At 51.2% G+C, this 20,590-nt stretch carries 14 protein-coding genes; 8 read left to right on the forward strand and 6 right to left on the reverse strand.

Annotated features, from left to right (window positions below; all coding sequences use genetic code 11):
• Positions 1 to 46: 46 nt before the first annotated feature.
• Positions 47 to 1,063: an amidohydrolase family protein gene (locus tag BUB16_RS18510; protein WP_073067862.1), complete on the reverse strand. Its 1,017-nt coding sequence runs from the start codon at positions 1,061 to 1,063 to the stop codon at positions 47 to 49.
• Between the two features lie 26 nt (positions 1,064 to 1,089).
• Here BUB16_RS18510 and BUB16_RS22080 point away from each other — a divergent pair, with 26 nt between their 5' ends.
• A complete protein-coding gene (locus BUB16_RS22080; RefSeq protein WP_280173670.1) occupies positions 1,090 to 1,215 on the forward strand; it encodes a hypothetical protein in 126 nt (41 codons plus the stop codon).
• Positions 1,216 to 1,291: 76 nt separating this feature from the next.
• Here BUB16_RS22080 and BUB16_RS18515 read toward each other — a convergent pair whose 3' ends face one another.
• From BUB16_RS18515 to BUB16_RS18535, 5 genes are all read right to left on the reverse strand, one after another.
• Positions 1,292 to 2,203 (reverse strand): DMT family transporter, encoded by a 912-nt coding sequence (locus BUB16_RS18515; protein WP_073067863.1) that lies wholly within the window; start codon positions 2,201 to 2,203, stop codon positions 1,292 to 1,294.
• Positions 2,204 to 2,318: 115 nt separating this feature from the next.
• Positions 2,319 to 3,149, reverse strand: a complete 831-nt coding sequence (locus BUB16_RS18520; RefSeq protein WP_073067864.1) for a class II fructose-bisphosphate aldolase — start codon at positions 3,147 to 3,149, stop codon at positions 2,319 to 2,321.
• 73 nt (positions 3,150 to 3,222) lie between these two features.
• Positions 3,223 to 4,188: a carbohydrate kinase family protein gene (locus BUB16_RS18525; RefSeq protein ID WP_073067866.1), complete on the reverse strand. Its 966-nt coding sequence runs from the start codon at positions 4,186 to 4,188 to the stop codon at positions 3,223 to 3,225.
• A gap of 6 nt (positions 4,189 to 4,194) precedes the next feature.
• Complete coding sequence (locus tag BUB16_RS18530) at positions 4,195 to 5,109, reverse strand: 1-phosphofructokinase family hexose kinase (protein WP_073067868.1); 915 nt, start codon at positions 5,107 to 5,109, stop codon at positions 4,195 to 4,197.
• 103 nt (positions 5,110 to 5,212) lie between these two features.
• A complete protein-coding gene (locus BUB16_RS18535) occupies positions 5,213 to 6,358 on the reverse strand; it encodes an SIS domain-containing protein (RefSeq protein ID WP_073067870.1) in 1,146 nt (381 codons plus the stop codon).
• A gap of 924 nt (positions 6,359 to 7,282) precedes the next feature.
• On the opposite strand from BUB16_RS18535, the gene BUB16_RS18540 reads away from it, so the two are divergent.
• The 7 genes from BUB16_RS18540 (at position 7,283) to BUB16_RS18570 (ending at position 20,452) form a co-directional block, all read left to right on the forward strand.
• Positions 7,283 to 8,617: a Gfo/Idh/MocA family protein gene (locus BUB16_RS18540; RefSeq protein WP_073067872.1), complete on the forward strand. Its 1,335-nt coding sequence runs from the start codon at positions 7,283 to 7,285 to the stop codon at positions 8,615 to 8,617.
• 42 nt (positions 8,618 to 8,659) lie between these two features.
• On the forward strand, positions 8,660 to 9,988 hold the full coding sequence (locus BUB16_RS18545; protein WP_073067873.1) for an amidohydrolase: 1,329 nt from the start codon (positions 8,660 to 8,662) through the stop codon (positions 9,986 to 9,988).
• 3 nt (positions 9,989 to 9,991) lie between these two features.
• A complete protein-coding gene (locus BUB16_RS18550; protein WP_073067875.1) occupies positions 9,992 to 11,227 on the forward strand; it encodes a DUF6807 family protein in 1,236 nt (411 codons plus the stop codon).
• 337 nt (positions 11,228 to 11,564) lie between these two features.
• Positions 11,565 to 12,671, forward strand: coding sequence for a FecR family protein (locus BUB16_RS18555; RefSeq protein WP_073067877.1), 1,107 nt, complete (start codon positions 11,565 to 11,567; stop codon positions 12,669 to 12,671).
• Positions 12,672 to 12,733: 62 nt separating this feature from the next.
• On the forward strand, positions 12,734 to 16,264 hold the full coding sequence (locus BUB16_RS18560; RefSeq protein WP_084088431.1) for a SusC/RagA family TonB-linked outer membrane protein: 3,531 nt from the start codon (positions 12,734 to 12,736) through the stop codon (positions 16,262 to 16,264).
• 78 nt (positions 16,265 to 16,342) lie between these two features.
• A complete protein-coding gene (locus BUB16_RS18565; RefSeq protein WP_073067880.1) occupies positions 16,343 to 17,920 on the forward strand; it encodes a SusD/RagB family nutrient-binding outer membrane lipoprotein in 1,578 nt (525 codons plus the stop codon).
• Positions 17,921 to 18,100: 180 nt separating this feature from the next.
• Positions 18,101 to 20,452 carry a fibronectin type III domain-containing protein gene (locus BUB16_RS18570; protein WP_073067882.1) on the forward strand — a complete coding sequence of 784 codons (2,352 nt, stop codon included), beginning with the start codon at positions 18,101 to 18,103 and terminating at the stop codon, positions 20,450 to 20,452.
• The last annotated feature ends 138 nt before the right edge of the window (positions 20,453 to 20,590 follow it).

The raw sequence follows: 20,590 nt of genomic DNA on the forward strand, positions 1-20,590 counted from the left end.
AGTCCGGTGTATCCTGCCTTCCTGCTTGATGTTCCCTTTATATCATTTATAATCCCGGGTAGTACCGCACCGCGTTGTCCCGGAATATTTTCCGGATAATACCCTTCTCCAGTCCGAGTCCCCGGAAAGGCTTTTTGACATTCCATGCGTTCTGAATGGTGTCGTCCGCAAAAAATTGAAACTCGCTGTGCCATTTCCCTCTGATCTCCTCGCGTAACTCCGGTGCTGAAAGAGAGCCGTCGTCAATCTGGTCGGTACCGTAAATAATCCGGTCCCGGTAGGCCTCCACAAAATGTTTCACTTTTTTAGGCCGGTCGACCGCCTGGTGCTGAAGATGGCATACCCGCTCGGCAAGATCAACCCCCGCATTGGGATAGCGGTCCAGCCACTCAGCCACTTTCTCGACACTCCACTCCAGGCTGGCGAGATGGAGTCCTATAAATGGCAGGTCCGGGTGTTTATCGAGGACACGGTCACGGGCCTCTAACAGTTCGCTGTAGGAGGGAAATTCATCATGCAGGTACATATGATACTCCGGATGGTTGCTGAAATACTCTTTGTCGCTGGTCACGGTCATTTCCTCAAGGGGGAGCCAGCAGTTTTTTGGCTCTGCCTGGTGAGCCAGAAGTGGTATCCGGTGCTCGGAAAGATATTCGTAGATGGGATCGAATGAGGGGTCGTCCGCCATAACAAATTGTCCCTCTTTATCCTTAAGCACCATGCCGACATTTTTCCAGATTTTTACGCCCACGGCGCCCTTTTGCAGCCCTTGCTTGATCTGGTCAATGGCCTGATCCTGCCAGAACGGTTCGCCCCAGTGCTCCGTGCTGAAGGTAGCAATGAAATTCACCGGGGTTGGATGCTGCTGATCGAGGGCGGACGCAATTTCACGCTGGCGAGTGGTTGATGGGAAGTCGGGGATCTCTGTATTGATAGAGAGAAAGCGGAACCCTTCCTCCTCGCCTTCCTGCTGGAGGGCGGTCCGCTCTGCGTTCAGGTGCGTATGCGCATCGATCTTTTCAATTTCGTTGTAGAGTGTTTGGGCGTGATTCGAGAAATCCATAATGGTAAAATTATTATTTTTAGTAAGTGACTGTTGCAATATCGTCCCCCAGACTCGGACTGCGCATCCTGCGGTCAGATGACATAACAGGTAACAAAGAGGCCACCGGTGCCGGCAGTGACCCTTTTTTGGCCGGTGAGTTCGGCGGGTAACAGGTGTCGATAGTATTCACAAGCTGGCAAAAACCAATTGCCGGCTGGGAAGGGGAGCGTTCAAAATTCCATTCCGTTACTCATCAATGATGTCCATTTCATCCACTTTCTCCGTGCTTTCCTCAACGATCGCCAGCAAGTAAGTGGCTGTAATGGCGAATATCATCCCGATCAACGTAACGGTGTGAGGGAACACGGCATAGAGCAGCAGGGAAATGACAATCGTAATGACCGGCGCCACGGCGTTCGTCAGCGGGGAAACGACAATCGCCTTCCCGTAGCGGTAGGCGTACACCAGGCATAATGCCCCGACGGCGTTCAGGACTTGAATCATCGCGGCGAGGTAGGGCCCCTTGAAGCCCCAGTTAATATCCTGTGAGAAATCGGTCATCCATATGGCAAACGGGGAGAGCAGCAGTCCCGTTACGGCCATGTAAAAGAAGATATTTTCGGCCTTCATCGATTTGTTGGCAAACTTCATAAAAAAGCCCTGTACCCCCCAGGCAAAAAATACAAGCAGGGTGAGGGCCAGCCACCAGTAGCCCTCGATGACCGTATTTCCGGGCGGCTGGTAGGACAGCAGCGGGATGGCGATCAAGGCCAGCAGAATGCCGACCCACCCTTTAAACTGCGTGCTCTCCTTGAGAATGAAAATGGAAAGAAGAACCGTCACCACCGGCGAGAGCGATATAATGGGGAAAATAATATATGCCGGTCCCATGCTCAGGACCTGGAACAGCACCAGCTGTCCCCCCGCCCCGAGGAATCCGATGACAGATCCCAGAATAATCGATTTGGTGTCATACTCAAGCTTCCAGTCGATGATTTTCAGGGCGACAAGCGCCGGGGGAATCATGGTCAGTGACCATACGACATAACCCAGGGTGGCCGGAAAACCCGCCTGCTCGGTAATCTCGATAAAAGCCCCCCAAACGCCCCAGAATACCGTTGTAATGAGTGCAAAAACCAGCCAAATTTTTGATTTCATAATATCTAATACCTATGTGAATGTTTATTGAATGATAAACCTGTACATGAACTATTGCCTGTCCGCGCTCGTATTACTGCTGTACTCGTTCTTCCCGGGCCACGTTTAGGTAGCTTCAGGCCGTTTTTGCTCCCTTGATGATCGCCATCTTTCCCTGGACCAGGTGATTGATTTTTTCCGTAGCGGGGGGAAATACTTTTCGAAGATCAATTTCGGTATTCTGCTGCAGCTCTTCCTGCAGGGTTTTCATAAAAATATTCTTGATTTCAGTGGCAACATTGATTTTTCGTATCCCCAGTCGAATGCCCTGCTGCAGCTGAGTGTCGGGAATGCCGGACCCGCCGTGCAGAACCAGGGCACAGGAGGTCGCCCGGTGGATCTGCTCCAACCGCTCAAGATCCAGGTCGGGCTCTTTTTTATAGAAGCCGTGGGCCGACCCGATGGCTACGGCCAGGGCATCCACGCCGGTCTGTTCCACAAATTTCCTTGCTTCGTCAGGCTTGGTGAAGCCCTCCCTTTCATGCGATTGTCCCAGCTTGGCCACATATCCCAGCTCCGCCTCCACATTGGCGCCATACGACCGGGCCAGCTCGGTGACTCTGGACGTAATGGCCACATTCTCGTCGAATGATTTTTCGCTGGCATCGATCATGACAGAGTCAAACCCTTCGTCCAGGCACTCTTCGATGAGTTCGTATGATTCGGCGTGGTCGAGATGAAGCCATCCCTCAACGCCATGTTTTTTCATGGTCGATCGTGCAAGAGAGGCCGCGACGCCTGCCCCGAGATAGTTGATGGTACTCGGACTGGCCTGAAGGATGAGCGGCATTTCCTTCGCTGAGGCTGCCTGGAGCACGCCCGTGATGGTTTCGAAGTTATAAAAGTTCGTGGCAAGAAGAGCCGATCCTTCGTTTTCGAGTTCCTTGAATTTTTGTTGAAGAGTCATAATAGCTGATGGAGTCTAAATGGTTAAGGTGTGGCTGAATGTAATAAATACATATATATCCCTGTATAAGGGCTTATTCCTGTTTCTCGCCCCGCAGTTGAAGGGTGTTACCCAGTTCGGTCACCTGCCGGTAGTTTTGTATGCCGTCGGTTCCCCCGGCCGCGGTGGTCGAAACGGCCGCAGCGAGATTTCCGGCCGCCAGGCATTCCTTCAGGGGCTTGCCTTGTACGAACCCGTGGATGAAACCGGCATTAAAGCTGTCCCCGGCCCCGACCGCATCGACAAAATTACCGGAAACGTCGTAGGCGGGAATCGCATGTTTCGTGCCGTCTTTTTGCATGACTGCTCCCCGCTCCCCGCATTTTACCACGATACAGGTGTCATAGCCGGACAGCTGTTCCAGTGCGCCGTCGACATCGGAGGCGCCCGTCAGCTGCAGCAGTTCCTGGTCGTTGGGCAGGAAAAAATCAAGCAGCGGCAGCAGACGCTCAAAATCCAGGTCCCATTCCTCCTCCGGGTCCCACTGCGTATCCATAGAGGTCGTCAGGCCAAACGCTTTAGCTTTGCGAAAGAGCGGCACGAGATCCTTTTTAATCCCCGGCTGAAGGAAGACGGCGGATGTGTGGATATGGCGGCTTTTTTCGAACAGTTCATCCGGGACTTCCGGGACGGTCATGTGGTTCATGGCTCCGGGATGAGTTACCATCATGCGATCGTTTTCGTAGCGAAAAATCACGGTTGCGCCCGTCTTCAGCTGATCGTCCGTAATCACATAATCGGTATTAACCCCTTTGTCGGCGAGGGCGTTCATGACGAGGGACCCGAACTGATCGGTGCCTACTTTGCCGCAAAAGGCCACATCCACCCCCAGGCTGTTGCTGTTTGCCGCATAGATGGCCGTAGAGCTGCCCAGCGTCAGGGTCATCTCATCGGCGAGCTGTTCTTTTCCGAATTGCGGGGGCTTGTTGAGCTTGTTGAGTATCAGATCCACATTCAACTCACCCACCACCATAACATCAAATTTCTTGTCCTGAGACATTGATCATCAAATTTTGTTACAAGTTACTTTTTTCCTCAAATCATCCACATCGCTACGGTAAAGCATTCCCAGGTCGGGACGCAGGCAGTTTGCTGCCCCGCAGGCCGTTCCCAAAACGGCCATTTCCCGCAGGGACGCGCCCTTGTGCTGGCCAACAAGGAGTCCCGCCAGCAGGCAGTCGCCGCAGCCCACGGTACTGATCACCTTTTCTACGGGACAGTAAGCGTGATAGACGCCGTCGCCGGAGGCCAGGTACAAGCCGTCGGCCCCGTCGGTCACGGCAGCAACCTCGCAATAGTCCAGCAACGCCCGGGCGTAGTTGTCCGCCGTATCCTCCCGTCCCAGCAGCGACCGGGCTTCCGTTGTATTAACATGGATGCCATAGGGATGAATATCAATCGCTTGTTTTAGCCGATCCCCCGAAGCATCAATCCAAACGGAGAAGCGGGGGTCCTCGCAATACGTGCCCAGCGACTGGTAGACCTGGTCCGGCGACCCGTCCGGCCAAGAGCCGCTGACGCAAATCAGGTTAGTCTGCCCGGCCTTTTGATCCACTGCCTCCCAGAAATGGTGCAGGTCCCGTTCGGTAACCGTGGGACCGTGCTCCAGGATTTCGGTATCCTTGAGCTCTTTCCCCGACCGGATCGTCAGGCAGGTGCGGGTCCACCCGTCGATAGCGGGTCCCGAGGAGTCGATGCCCTGGCGGCTGCACATCTGCTTGATCCATTGTCCCGTGGGACCTCCCCAGAAACCGGCCAGGTGGCTTGCAACACCGAGCTCATTGACAGCAAGGGCTACATGCACTCCCTTGCCACCGGGAAAGGCCGCCTCGCCCGTACTTCGGTTGACTTGTCCGGGCTTGATGGAAGAGAGGCTCAGAAATTTATCTACCGATGGATTGGGACAAGCAGTCAGGATCATGAGGTTTAGGTCGAAAATGAATGAAAAATGATGAATAGGCGAATCTCAGTAGCAAAAGCAGCAATAGCATCGACAAAAGGCGTGAATTCCGGCATAATCACTATCAATCTTTAGATTCAGGATAAATTTTAACGCCTTTAACCACTCTCGAAATGGCATTGTTCTTGGATGGAGCATCCGGTTTCAGCCCCAAATCAAGTGATTTGTAAAAGCCGATCATCTGGGCCGGCAGAACGTACGGCAGCAGGTCGTAGTCAGACGGCGCCGGCTCATCTCCCTGCCGGATCGCAATATTCAGATCGAGATCGAATGCCTCTGCCTGCCGCCGGTTGTGGAATACGCCGATACACTTCATAGCCGTATTTTCATGCACGATTTGTTCCACCAGGTCTTTCTCATAACGGAACACATGCTTATCCGAAGAAAAGAGAAAAACCAGTATCGTTTGCTTATCTACCACCGCTTTGGGACCGTGCCGGAAGCCCAGGAACGAATCAAACTTGCCGACGACCTCCCCGTCGCTGAGTTCCTGAACTTTCAGGTGAGACTCCCGTGCAATGCCCAGCAGCGGTCCGGAGCCTAAAAAGACGATGCGGTTAAAGGGTTGCTCCGATATGGATTTCAGGGGCTTCGCCGCCGTATTGATAATATGACGGCTGTCGTCTGCTATCTTCGAAAGAAGACCAGCCGTGCCGTTGTTTTTCAGCTGTCTGAATTTTGAGTAGTAAACAGCACTCAGCACCATCGAAGTGAAACTGCCGGTCATGGCCAGTCCCCGGTCTTCCGAGGCCGGGGGTAATACGACGGTGCACCCATTTTCCAGCTGCTGGATTTTTTGGGCCAGGCGTCCCGATTTGTTACAGGTGATAGCAAGGTGATGGACCTCCCCGCACCGGGATTCCGCAATGTCAACCACCGCAATGCTTTCCGGACTGTTGCCCGATCGTGCGAAAGAGATCAACAGTAAAGGAGTTGAAGTGTCAATATAATCTTTAAAATGGGTGACAAGCGTAGTGGTCGGCAGGGCGCGGGCGGAAGCCTGCCGTCCCTCAAACAGATGCTCGACCGTCTCTCCGATGAAAGCAGAGCTGCCGGCTCCCGTTAGTACGACATTCAGGCGATCCCTGCTATAGACGGAATGTAAAAAATCAATACAGTCACTGTTTTCATGTATTAACTGAAGCGTTTCAAGCCAAAGGTCCGGTTGTCCTTCGATCTCTTTTTTAGTATGTGCAAATGTTTTTTTCACGGTAAATACTTTCTGTTTATAATAGCTGAATTATCAATAATGGAGTTACTTTTTTACGGTACAAGACCCGACCACCTTTTTACACGAACTATTCAGAAGTCTTTGCAGCACCGGCCCCGGTTTCCCCGAGCTTCCGTGCTGTTGTCAGGCGGCCCGGCAAGTAGTCAGCCTCCCCCCGACTCCTGACGGCACAACCAGCCTCCTGATGCATTGCTCTTTCAGGGCCTTCTGTCAGCCTGCCAATGTCGTATCAATGATAGATTGCTATCGACGAGGATGAACCCGGTTTACGGGACCAATGTTTATCTCGCCGGTAAATGATTGAAAGAATATAAAAAACAAAATCCTGAATTTCTTTTTATTTGGTTGTCAGCGGGTCAGAGAAATTAAATAAAATGTGTGTATTTAAATTAAAAAATTCAAGTTTATGTTTACTCATAAAGAAAGGTAAAAAAAACAAATACCTTTTTAATAATAAAAAAAGATAGTATATAATTTTTATTTTATTTCTATTTATTTATTATTTAATAGGGACTTTGGAGGGCCCGGCTTTCGTCCTTAAGGTAGCTGAAGGATTTCTCTTTAAAAACCACAGCTGTTGTTTAGCGATCCTTCTGTTTAGCGATCCTTCGCAGGCTCATAATGAATGACGAACTCAATGGGTTGTCAAAGCCTCCTGAAATACCGGAACGTGCGCAGTTTGCAATTGTAAACTTGATGCAGAGGGAGTGCCGATGAGACTTGTTAGCCGGACTGAAAGAAATTTCTTAGATAGATCAGATATCGTGGGCTGATTATGAAAGCAATAACGTTCCTTTCTCTTTTGGCTGTAGCGGATTGTATGGGAAATTCGGTTACCTTGTCATTTTTTGCCGGCTACGTATTGTTATAAAAGTTATCAGTAACATTTTTAATATTATAACCATGAATATTTCACGGAAAAAATTTTTAGAACATTCAGCTCTCTGTGTTGGGGGAGCTGTGCTCGGCCCCTTGGCCGCAAAAGGAAGTACAGTCAGTCGCACCTCCGGCGCCGGGGACAATACCCTCAAACTGGCACTGATAGGGTGCGGGGGCCGGGGCACCGGCGCCGTTCGGGATGCCATGCAGGCCGATGAGGCGTTAGAACTTGTGGCGATGGCCGATATATTTCAGGATAAGATCGATAGCTGTTACGGGAGGCTTAAAAAAATAGACGGTGTCAAAGAGAAGATAAGCGTTCCGGAACAGCACAGGTTTGTGGGCCTGGAGAGCTATAAACAGGCTATTGAACTGGCGGATGTGGTATTATTGGCAACACCGCCGGCATTCAGACCCTTTCACTTTGAAGCGGCTGTTCAGGCCGGGAAACATGTTTTCATGGAAAAGCCGCTTGCCTGCGATGCGCCCGGGATTCGTAAAATTCTGGCAGCCGGCGAAGCAGCCGACCGGAAAGGATTGAAAGTCGTTGTAGGGTTACAAAATCGCTACGGGGCTTCCCAACGTGATTTTGTAAACCGGATCAACAGGGGTGATATCGGCGATATCACTTCGATGCGATGCCAGTATATGATCGGAGATATAACGCTCGTTCCACGGGAACCGGGACAATCGGAGCTGGAGTATCAGCTGCGCAACTGGCGACACTTTTGCTGGCTTTGGGGAGGATCTCCGGCCGCCCTGACCCTGCATTACCTGGATATCGTTAACTGGGTTAAGGGCACCCACCCGGTCCGTGCTATAGGTACCGGGGGACGAGCAGTGTTTGAGGGAGCGGATCGCGGGAATGTCTATGATCATTTTTATATCGAATATGAGTACGCTGACGGGACCAGGCTGCACAGCACCACAAGGCATGTGATGGGCGGGTGGTCCAACATGGGCTGTTACTTTCAGGGTACGAAGGGGATTGCCAACCTTCATGCCTCCAGAAGAGAAGTGGAGATGAAAAAAATGAACGGCGAAATAGCATGGAACCATGAATATGGCGGCGATGATGGCCCAAGCCGCTATGTACTCGAACACAAAGCGCTTTTTGAAGCTATCAGAGAGGACAAGCCTCACAACGACACGGAATGGGGGGCTCACAGCACGATGTCAACTATCATGGGCCGGATGGCCGTTCATTCCGGTCACCTCATAGAATGGGAGGAAGCCCTGAACTCCGATGTGGTGCTGGTGCCCGAAAACCTGACGTTTGATTCCGAAGCGCCCGTTATGCCTGACGAGGACGGCCGTTACGCCATTCCGGTCCCGGGAAACAAAAGGGGCATTATTTAGCCAGCTGAACTATTAAGCTAATATTATAAATTGACAGGGATTATGATTAAAAAAAGCACTCTTCTGGTACTCCTTTTTTTGTTCAATGCCGCCGGTACGGTGCAGGCCCAAACCGATGCTGTCAAAGAGATCATTGACAGCAATTACGATTATTTGGCGGACCTCTACAAGCATTTTCATGAGCACCCCGAGTTATCGCAGCAGGAAGAACAAACTTCAACAAGGCTTGCAAAAGAGCTGCGGCAGCTTGGATTCTCCGTGACCGAAGGTGTTGGCGGTCACGGGGTCGTAGGGGTGTATGAAAATGGAGAAGGTCCGAATATACTGGTTCGCAGTGATATGGACGCATTGCCGATCAATGAGCAGACAGGGGTGGATTTTGCCAGTACAAAAGTGGTCACGAACAAGGACGGGGAAGACACGCCCGTCATGCATGCCTGCGGACACGATATGCATATGGCTGTTATGGCGGGCACGGCCGGGGTGCTTACGGAAATGAAGGATCAGTGGCAGGGAACGCTCATATTTATCGGACAACCGGCGGAAGAGCTGTTTTCGGGAGCACGCGCCATGATTGGCGACGGATTGTTTGAGCGATTCCCGGAACCGGATTATATGCTGGCGCTTCATGTGGGTTCCTCCAGGGCGGCGGGCAAGGTGGGCATGGCATCCGGATATGCTTATGCCAATGTGGATATGGGAGAGATTATCGTAAAGGGGAGAGGGGGACACGGGGCCTATCCCAATTTAACGGTTGACCCTGTTGTGATAGCATCAAAGCTCGTGCTTGATTTGCAAACCCTGATCAGCCGGGAAATAGCTGCGACCGATATGGCGAATATTTCCATAGGATCCATCCGGGGAGGGACTGCCGCCAATATTATTCCCGACGAGGTGGTCATGGATATAGCACTGAATGTACATAGTGAAGAGACTCGTAAAAAGCTCCTGAACCGGATCAGAGAAATGTGTGAGGGGGCAGGCAGGGCGGCCGGACTGCCGGAAGAGGATTGGCCCGAGCTTAAGTTGAATAAAGATACGCGGGTATCGTCGGTCTACAATGACCCGGAGCTGGTGAGCGACCTACGGGGAACGTTTAACGAGCTTCTGGGTGAGGAGAATGTCCAAAAGACCCAGCCTTCGATGTATGGGGAGGATTTCGGTGAGTATAATCATGCAAAACCGGATATACCGGGCGTGATCTTCGGACTGGGTTCGATCGACCCGGAGGTCATCAAAAGCAGGTCTCCTTCAGAAATTCCTTCTACTCATTCCCCAAAATATATACCCGATCTGGAGCCGACCCTTCGAACGGGCATCCTGTCCATGAGCAGCGCTGTCCTCGATCTATTAAGAGAGAACGGGGACTGAGCGATGATCAAAAAATTACTTTTTTTGTTTCTTTTCTTTTTTTCCGTTCACGGGCTTGCCCGGGGAGACGCGGGAACCTGGACGGTCACCGTAACGGCCGGGGAATTTGACCGGCAGAATACCGTCGTTACCTTTTTGCTCCCCGGACGTGTGGCCGACGGGATCTACGGGATGAAAATGAAAGACAGCAGGAACCACACGGTTTATGCCCAGGTAGATGATAACAGGGCCCATTTTATCCTTGAAGAACTCCCGGCCGGGGAGTCCGTCACCTATATCCTTGACACCGGAGCTACGGTGGAAACCGACGCTATGGCAGGGGTGACCCGCGAGGTTGCGGGTCCCTCCGTAACCTTCCGGGGAGAAGGGCGCGAGTTGTTGAGCTATTTTTATGAGGAAAGCCCGGTACCCGGAGAGATCGCCCCCCGCTTTCGAAGAGCAGGATATATTCACCCGGTGTATACCCCCGGCGGCGTACGGGTTACCCAGCATTTCAACCCGTCCCGGCCGCATCAGTACGGTATCTGGTCTGCATGGAGCAAAACGGAATTCCAGGGAAGAATGCCCGAATTCTGGGGGGCGCATGAGGACGGAGGCCGTGTCGTGGCCGATACGATCGCCTTGTCGGGTGAGGGACCGGTGTTTTCCGGATTCCGGGCAAAGCACCGGTACGTAGATTTTTCCGCCCCTGAGCCTGTGACTGCCCTTAACGAGCAGTGGGACACCTTTGTCTATTTTTTGGGCGGAGATAAAGACTATTATTTCTTTGATCTCCATATTACGGAGTCGGCCAACACGGCGAAGCCGGTCAGGATTCTGCAGCACAAATATGGATACGGTGGGATCAATATACGGGGACATGAGGAGTGGATTGGAGAGAGAGCCATGAATTTTATGACCTCGGGCGGCTATTCCCGTGAGGAAGTAGTGGGTGAGCGTATTCGCTGGAGCTACTTGTGGGGCGATATACAGGGAAAAACAGCCGGCATAGGGCTGCTGGCTCATCCTCAAAATGATAATCACCCGCTAAGCGTATTCATCAACCAGGAAGGAGAGCCCTTCTTTAGCTACGGTCCCCTCCCGCTGAAGAGCATAATCATTGAAGCCGGGACGCCGAGGATAACAAAATACCGGTTTGTCGTACAGGATGGGAAACCGGACCCGCAGCAGCTGGAGCAGTGGTGGAATGACTATGCCTATCCTCCGGGCGTAACGGTGAGGAAAAAACAAAATAAATAACGTTCAACAGGTTCTGTGATTTCGCTTTGACCGCCCCCCCCAAGATAAGCTAAGAAAGCTTTTCTCTCCCCTTCGAAGGGGGCACCACTCTCTTTTTTAAAAAAATAATCTTTTTTGTCACAGAGTCGCCGTTCTCAAGTGTAATAGCTTATAGAGGGCCGGGAAAACCATGGATTTTGTTCAGGGTCAAGGCCGGAGGGAGGTTGGAATCGCAGCATCGTGTACTGTGTGAGGGTTTCAACCGGCCGGTAACGCCGACGTTGGGCAAAGCACCGGTTTAACGGTCCTCCAATAGAAAACATCCAAAAAGTAAGTAAAGAACGGGTTAATAAATCACATGGACCAGCAGATATCCTGGAAGCTATTGGCGAGATATTTCGCCGGTGAACTGAACAGGGAAAAACACGCGGAAATAACCTCCTGGATTAAAGCCGATCCCAAGCGGGAAGCGCAGGTGGATAAGTTATATAAAATCTGGCGGGAATCGGGTGAGCTGCCCTACCGGGTGGATGAGGAAGCCGCGTGGAAGAGTCTTTCCCGGGATATGGATGAGCTTGATAATGCTCCCTATAACGTTCGCCAACAAAACGGCGGAGCTGAAAGTAAGATATCGGTCCTCCATAAAATAACTAACCGTTCTGCAGACCATACCGCCCGGCGCGTTATTATGACGGCGGCTGCGGCTATTTTATTGGTTGTGGGACTCTTTGCCTATTACGGGAGCCTGAACAAAAGCGGAGAGCCCGATATTGGCATCCGCGAGCTGGTGGCCGGGGAAGGCGAACGGGGAACTTACATTCTCAACGACAGCACCAGAATCATCCTTCATGCCGGCAGCCGGCTGGAAATTCCTCTCAACTTTAATATCAGCAAGCGGGAGCTTTACCTGGAAGGGGAAGCCTATTTTGAGGTCACGCACAACCCGGACAAGCCGTTTGTCGTTCGTTCCCGGAATGCCTACACGCGGGTGTTGGGGACCAAATTTTTAGTTCAGGCGTGGTCTGAAAAAGATGACGTTGACCGTGTTGAGGTGGTAGTGTCGGAAGGCAAAGTAGCCTTTGGGAATAATTCAACCGATGATACGGCTAAACCGGAAGAGGCTATTGTCAGTCGCAACCAGAAGGGGGTGCTGTCGGGAAGTGACCGGCCGGTGGTCACCGATAACGCAGACCTGGAGTGGTATTTGGGATGGACCGAAGACCGGATGGTGTTCGACAATCGTCCCCTGAGCGATATTATACCACGCCTCGAGCGCTGGTACGATGTAACCATAACAACAGCAGATCAGCAGATCGCTTCAAAAACGCTTACCGCAGAGATAGATGTCAGTCAGTCGATGGGTGAAGTGATGCGAAATATTGCCTTGTCGCTGGATTTGAATATGGAAAGAGAAGACCGCGTGGTCAGGTTCAGCAGGCGGGGCGAGAACGTAAACGGGAAGTAACTAAAAGTAAACGGGAAATAATTAACTATAAAATTTAATCGTAAATAAAATAAAGAGCAATCATGATGGATAGTAGAGTGATACGAACATTCGGTTTTCGTCTTCAAACGCTTGGTGTTGCCGGGATGATATGTCTAATGGGCTTAGTCCCATCCCTGCTCCTCGCACAGCAGACGCAGACTGAACTGCAAGCTTCCCTTGCCATGCACGAAGATGAGGGGCTGCAACAAAAGGATGGCGCTGTTGCCGACGAGCTAAAACAATCCATGGAGCTGTATCTGGTTGATGTTTCCATGGAGCAGGCGCTGAAAGAAATCGCTGAGAAGACGGATCTCAAACTGATGTACCACAACGCGCTTCTTTCACGGGAAAAGAAAGTGACGCTGATCAATCCGAATATCACCCTTTATGACGCCCTCTGGCAGGTACTGGAGGGGACCGGCATTCGTTTTGGATTGTCTCAAAACCGGCAGCTGGTATTGCTGAAAATGCAGGAATCAGAATCAAATAAGCAAGTACAGGAAACCGTAGCGGGGACCGTTACCGATGCGGAAACAGGCGAACCCTTGCCGGCGGTCAACATTGCGGTTAAGGGTACGGCCATCGGTACGTCTACAAATGAGGAGGGAAGATATGAACTTGATAATGTACCTTCTCTTCAGGATACGCTGCTGTTTTCCTTTATCGGGTACCAGTCCCGGGAAGTTGCTATAGGGGGACGCGGAACCATTGATGTTCAGATGATTTCGCAGACCGTGGAAGGAGATGATGTGGTAGTTACCGCATTTGGCATGGAGAGAGAACAAAAATCATTGGGCTACTCCACCCAGGAGGTCGGCAGTTCATCTTTAAACACCGTAAAAGAAGTAAATGTAGCCAATTCGATACAGGGGAGAGTCGCCGGCGTTCAGGTCAGCCGGTCATCATCCGGCATGGGCGGCAGTAGTTCGATTAATATCCGGGGGGCCAGTTCCCTGACGGGGAACAACCAGCCGCTGTATGTTATCGATGGCGTACCCATGGATAACTCCAACCTCGATGCGGCGAGTTATGCAGGCGGACGGGACTATGGGGATGGCATTGGAAATATTAACCCGGAGGATATTGCGTCGATGAACGTGTTAAAAGGTCCGAGTGCCTCTGCGCTGTACGGATCCAGGGGAGCCAACGGCGTGGTGGTTATTACCACCAAGCAGGGCTCAACCGAGGGGGACCGGATGGAGGTAAGCGTAAGCTCGAATAATACCTTTGATTTCCTGAACGTCATGCCCAACTACCAGAATAAGTGGGGCAGCGGCTACGGCGGAGGTTACGGAATGTTCGGCACCAAGGAAGTGGATGGTGTGGAATACCCCATGTTTACCAATTCGATGTGGGATCACTGGGGCGGCGAGATGGACGGCCGGATGATTACCTATCTGGCATTGCCGGAAGTCGGGGTCGTTCCCTACGATCCGGAGCCAAAGGATAACGTTCGGGAGCTTTACCGGACGGGCGTCACCTCGCACAACAATATTGCGTTCAGCGGGGGGTCCGGTTCGACTGCGTATCGCCTGTCCCTGGGAGATATGCGCAACCGGCATATAGTGCCGAACAGCCGCATGGTAAGGCAAAATATCAGCTTGAATATTAATTCGGCTGTTTATGAGGACCTGACAATTGACGGGCGGTTGAACTATATCAACCAGAAAGGAGTCAACAGGCCGGAACTGGGAATGAGCCGCTCGGGCGGTAACATCATGGCCGCCACCAATGAGCTGCCCCGGGCGGTTCACCTGGAATGGCTGGAGGACTGGAAGCGCCCCGACGGCACCCAGAGGAACCACCGGCAGGGGTTTCCGAATAACCCGTATTGGATCATGAATGAAATGCTGAGTGAAGATGACCGGCGCCGGATTATGGGACATCTGTCCATTACTTATCAGATGACCGATTGGTTAAGCCTCAGGGCAAAGGGAGGAACCGACTTCTATAATGATATGAGGTTCGAGCGTAATGCCCCGGGCACCTATGGCGACATGGAAGGTTCGGTCGTCAACAACGACTGGTCGGTCAGAGAAGACAACTTTGAGGCCCTGTTAATGGCCGAAGGGGATCTGTCGGAGGATTTCAGCGGATCCCTGACACTGGGTGCCAACCAGATGAAGCGAAACCAGGAGGTCCGGGGCTTCCGGGGAGAGCAAATCATCGCCGAGGGTGTATATGACATCAGCAATACGCAAAACGTAATTCCCCGGAACAGTATCAGGAGAAAGCGGATCAATTCCGTTTTCGGGTTAGCTCAAATTGGTTATAAAGATGTCGTATACCTGGATCTTACCGGTAGGAATGACTGGTCGTCGACGCTCAGCAGAGGTAATCGTTCATTCTTTTATCCATCTGCGACAACGAGTTTAATATTGACCGATCTGTTCGATGTCAATTCAGACGTCCTGACCTTTGCCAAGCTGCGGTTATCTGCAGCGTCATCCGGGAATGATGCATCTCCCTACCTTACCAATATCGGTTATTCCATCGATAATAGCCGTTTTGACGGGGCACGGTTTGCCTCGGCGCCCAACACCATTCCCGTTACGGAACTGAAAAATGAGTTGACGACCTCCTATGAAATAGGTACCGACTTGCGATTCTTCCAAAACAGGCTGGGACTTGATTTTACCTATTACACCTCTTCCACAACCGATCAGATTTTGCCGATTGAAATATCCCACACTTCAGGCTACAGCCGGCGGTATATCAATGCCGGCGAAGTGGCGAATGAAGGAGTTGAGCTTGTGGTTAATATTATACCTGTGCAGACTTCTTCGGTGGTGTGGGACTTCAATATTAACCTTTCCCGGAACACCTCCGAAGTGGTGGAGCTTGCAGAGGGACTCGAATCCCTGAGTCTCATAACTCAGGGGAATGCGAGCATAGAGGCAAGACCGGGTGAGCCATACGGTAATATCGTAGGGTATGAATATGTCAAAAATGAAGAGGGACGAAAGATCCTGGATGAAAACGGACAGTTTCAGCGGTCCAGTGAACAGGCGGTACTGGGTAACATTCAGCCCGATGTGCTGGGCGGCATAGACAATACGATCAGCTATAATAATTTCCGCCTTGGAGCCCTTGTTAATTTCCGTTTCGGGGGACAGGTATTCTCGCATTCCAAGTACCGGCAGTATACGCAGGGTATCGGCATGCAGACCATACGGCGTCCGGAGGAGATGTATATGGACGGGGTGATCGAGAATCCCGACGGGACCTTTCGCGAAAATGACCAGCCGGTCACTCCCCAGACCTATTACGCCTTCAGGGGATGGTCGAATGTCGGGGAGGAATTCGTAATCGATTCGGATTACGTTTCCCTGAGAGAACTGTCGCTGGGATATCAATTCGGGCAATCCCTGCTGAAGAATACCCCTGTAAAATCTGCCCGGATTTCCCTTACGGCAAGAAACGTGCTTTATCTCTACAGAACCGACGAATTTGAATTAATGGGACTTGCCCCGGAAGGAACCAATAATACCTCGACGGCCTCCCAGGGATTTGAATCAGCAAATATGCCAACAACGAGAAGCATAGGGATTAATATTAACTTCACGCTATAATTTGATGACTATCCCCTGAACAGTTTAGGGAGGCATAGTTGCTGAATCTTTATTACTAATTATTTAATCATGGATGCTATGAAATTAATAAACAGTTTAACTAAAATTGTTGCGGTAGCGGGCTCATTTATGATGCTCGTGTCATGTACAGACGATTTTGACTCCATAAACACAAACCCGTCCCTGGTAACACCGGAAGTCATGGACGGAGACATGCTGTTAACCAAAGTGCTGAAGAATTCTGTTTTTTCGACTTATCAGTATAATCGTCTCACAGAAATGGCGGGATACGCTGAAAACCAGGGAACTTCAGTGGTGACGGAAAGGAACAATTCGGATCCATTAATGTCCCATACCCGCGAATATATCAAACCGCTGAATCATGCTATCGACCTGTGGGAGGACGATCCATTGAACGCCAATAAAATTGCCATCGCACGAATATGGAAGGCGTGGGTCTTTCATATTATTACGGACTCGTATGGCGATGTGCCTTATTTTCAGGCGGGTTTACCGGTCGATGAAGCTGTGGATCAGCCTGAGTACGACCCGCAGGAAGAGATCTATAACGACATGTTAAACGAGCTGCAGGAAGCGGAAGCGATGCTTACCGACAGCGAAGAACAGCTTGATCTGGGCGCAGCGGACATAATCTATAACGGTGATATAAACAAGTGGAGAAGATTTGCCAACTCGCTTCGGTTCAGGTTGGCCATACGAGTACGGTACGCCGACCCGCAGCTGGCTTCCGATCATATCAGTGATATCATGAGCAATAACAAGCCTCTTATAGAAATGGAGGAAGACATGGCTTATATCCAAACCGAAGGGGAAACAGCCGATAATACGAGCAACCGAAATCCGCTGTACAACCGTTCGATCAATGCGAATATTCCGGTCTATGCAAATATGACCATTTCTGAGGTGTTGCAAATGAGAGACGATCCCCGGCTGCCCATCTACTTGAATCCCGCGCCCGAGCCCCGGGATGGCGATATGTGGCGGGGAAGGCCCACGAATGTCTCGGTGGAAAATCAAAACCAGCTGGCAGGAACGGAGGGACAGTGGGCGGACCGGTATACCCGGGAAGCGACAGCGCGACTGGGCGATTTGTTCCAGGAGGCAGAATACAGGATTAAAGTCCTTCATGCACCGGAAGTCTATTTCCTGAGAGCAGAAGCGGCGCTGTTCGGGCTCACCAATGAAAATGCCCAGGAATTGCACCGCGAAGGGATCAGGCAGGCTATGGCCCTGTATGATGTGGACCAGGCCGAGGTGGACGATTATATGCAGACCGGCGCCGCCAATTTGAGCGGGTCCCAGGAAGATCAGCTCAGGGAAATTATTGTCCAGAAATATATCGCCAACTACTGGCTGTCCCAGGAAAGCTGGTCGGAGCACCGCAGAACAGGGTACCCGGTTACGTGGATTGGCACCAGGGGAGATGTATACGATGACGAAGACCGGGAACTCCAGCGGAGGTACCAGTATCCCTTCGATGAAGACCTCAAAAACAGCGAAAATGTTAATGAAGCCGTCTCTCGTCTCAGCAACGGGGATACCTACCGGAGCAAATTCTGGTGGGATGCAAAAGAGGGCGTCCCCATCCCCCATCCCAACAAGGATATATTTCCTCCCGAAAGAGATTTTGATTGAAGGACAGGTTGATTCAGAGCCTTTTCTTCATACAACGGGCAGGCAGAATAGTCGGATATCACTATTCTGCCTGCTTTTTTAATGGTAAACAATCCCACGATGGGGGACTTTTGCAAAGCTCCCGTTGATTACGTACTGTAAAAAACCAGGTTTATATATAAATAATATAATACAACGTACATGAGTGAACGCAGTTCAAAGGTATCACGCCGAAAATTTTTATCAGGTTCAGCAAAAGCGCTGACCGGAGCCCTGGCGGCCGGAAAGTTAAGGCTGCCCCTGTACCTGTTGGGCGGGAATGGCATCGCTTCTCTGTTCAACGGGTGCACCGACAATGAGAGAGAACTGCAGGATATTACCGAAAACCTCAATGCGGAAGAAATAGCGCGGACCTTTGAGGAATTGCTGATGGATACGCCTCCTGAAAAACTGTATGAGCTGTATAACAAATTTTGTCTGACCCATTTCGGAGCCGAAATCGATCCCGTTGTTTATAACAGCTTTGGAAAGAAACTTGCCGTGGACCCGGGCAGCCGGTGGGAACACTATTCGGAGCGGTCCGCGGTCATATGCCGGACGACCACCCTTCCGGCCCGGTCCTATATAAAATATGGCCCTTCAGGGATGTATGATAAGCGCTCCGACCTCTCGGAACGCTATTTTTATACGCACCTGCACTATCTCAACGATCTGGAACCGGACAGCCGGTATAACTACAAAATCGTTTTTGTCGATGAGCGCGGCAACAGTATGGAATCGGAGGAACGGGTTTTTAGAACGGAACCCAGACCGGACGCCATACGGATACCGGGGGACCTGGGCTCGCCGCCCTTTATGCTCGACAAGGCGGGCGGGTACTATCTGGTGACCGAAGATATCCGGGCCGGAAGAACGGCCTTCAGTGTCGAGGCGGATCATGTTACCCTTGATTTGGGGGGACATACGGTTACCCACGGGAATACATTGATTGAGGATCTTGACCACCGGGAGCTCTCGCAATCGGGAAACGGAATACGCCGGCGGGGACCGTCACCGCTTCGCGGCCTCAGGATCGTGAACGGGAAGCTGAAGCAGGGAGAAGCGGAGAACAATACCGATTATTATGCGGCCGACGATATGCTGCGACCGGATCCCGACCGGAGAGAGCAGCTGGATTACAATATTAATCGCGGGTTCAGCAACATTGAGCTTGCCCATTGCGAAGAGGTGGAAATTGCCGGTGTTACCTCGGAATACCGGTGGCACCAGACCTGGGGGATGCGTTTTGAGCAGGCATTCGGCAAATATGATATCCATCACAATGTGTTTTTGGATAAAGGAACGCAAATGTTCAGCCGTCACGGTGCGGGCGGCGCGCGCTCTCTGGGTTTTCGTGACATGAAAGAGGAGGCGCTGTCTGAACGTAATGACATGAGAATCCACCATAACCTGATCAAGCGAACCCGGCAAAACGGATTCAACGGAGCCCGCATCGTTCATAACAATGAAATATATGTCGACAGCTGGGCCGTTAATTCTTTTGCCGTTTCCCCCTTTAATGATCACGGGCAGGTATATGAAAATAAAATATTCATGACCGGCTATTATGGCTGCGGGATACTGTGGGCCACCGAAGAACTGAGAGCCCGCGACAACTTCATTCATATGGAGAGTATCAATACCATGATTGATCCCCCCGAAGAAGGGCGAAGGTTAATAGAAACCTGGGGAGAACAGGATGTGCTTATCGGCATGAGGATAACGAATTACGGCGAAGGGGGACAGCAGCGAGAGGACTTTTGCTACGAGAATAATGTTATTTTCGGCAGAAGCAGGGGGGATGTGATTATGAGGGGGACCGCCCTGTATTCCGATTATTCCATAGAGGATGTGGTGGTGGAGAACAACCGGATAAAAATCCTGGCGGAGGATGAGACGGTCGAAAAAGCATCCTGCGTGGTGGCCCAGGGGGCTCATAACGACCGGTCAAGACATTTGCCCCTTTATTATAAAGAGTGTGTGCTTGAATCGAATATGTGCAACATCCGGTTTGGAGATGAATACGGGCGCGGAAGCAACCACCGGTTTGTCAACTGCACAATTGTTAAAGCCGGTGATCACCCCCATTACCATACGTTTGTATTCGACGGGGGGAGCTCGGTCTTCAATCACGCGCTGATCGACTGCGATTTTACCGGCGGGGCGGCGTACGACGATGTGTACTGGCGCAACACGCATTCGAAAAGCAATTACAGGATAGACTGGACCCTGACGGTAAAAACCGACCCGAACGCCGATATCAGAATTTACGACAGGAAAAAGAAAAATGTGTTCAACGGGACGTCGGGAGACGGGGGACAAACACAGGTGGTGTTAACCCAAAGTGTCATTCGTCCCCCGGAATGGACCGAGGACGGCGAAGAAACAGCAGTTTTGAAGAAAACCGGTTTTCAGGAAGATAAGCTTTTCCCTTACACCGTGGTCGTGAAAAAAGGGGAGGCGCGAAAATCAAAAACGGTAAAACTCACCCGGCCGCGCACGATCCGTATTTAACAACAGGGGAATAACGGTTGCTAAAACCGGCCGATTTTTTGTTTATTGGAGAAGATCCGATAAAAGATAGCAAAACAAAAACATAGAAGACAGCTCAGGTGCCTTCAATTACGCTAAAAGGACAGGATGGTCCCCTCT

Source organism: Fodinibius roseus, assembly GCF_900129315.1.
Taxonomy (GTDB): domain Bacteria; phylum Bacteroidota; class Rhodothermia; order Balneolales; family Balneolaceae; genus Fodinibius; species Fodinibius roseus.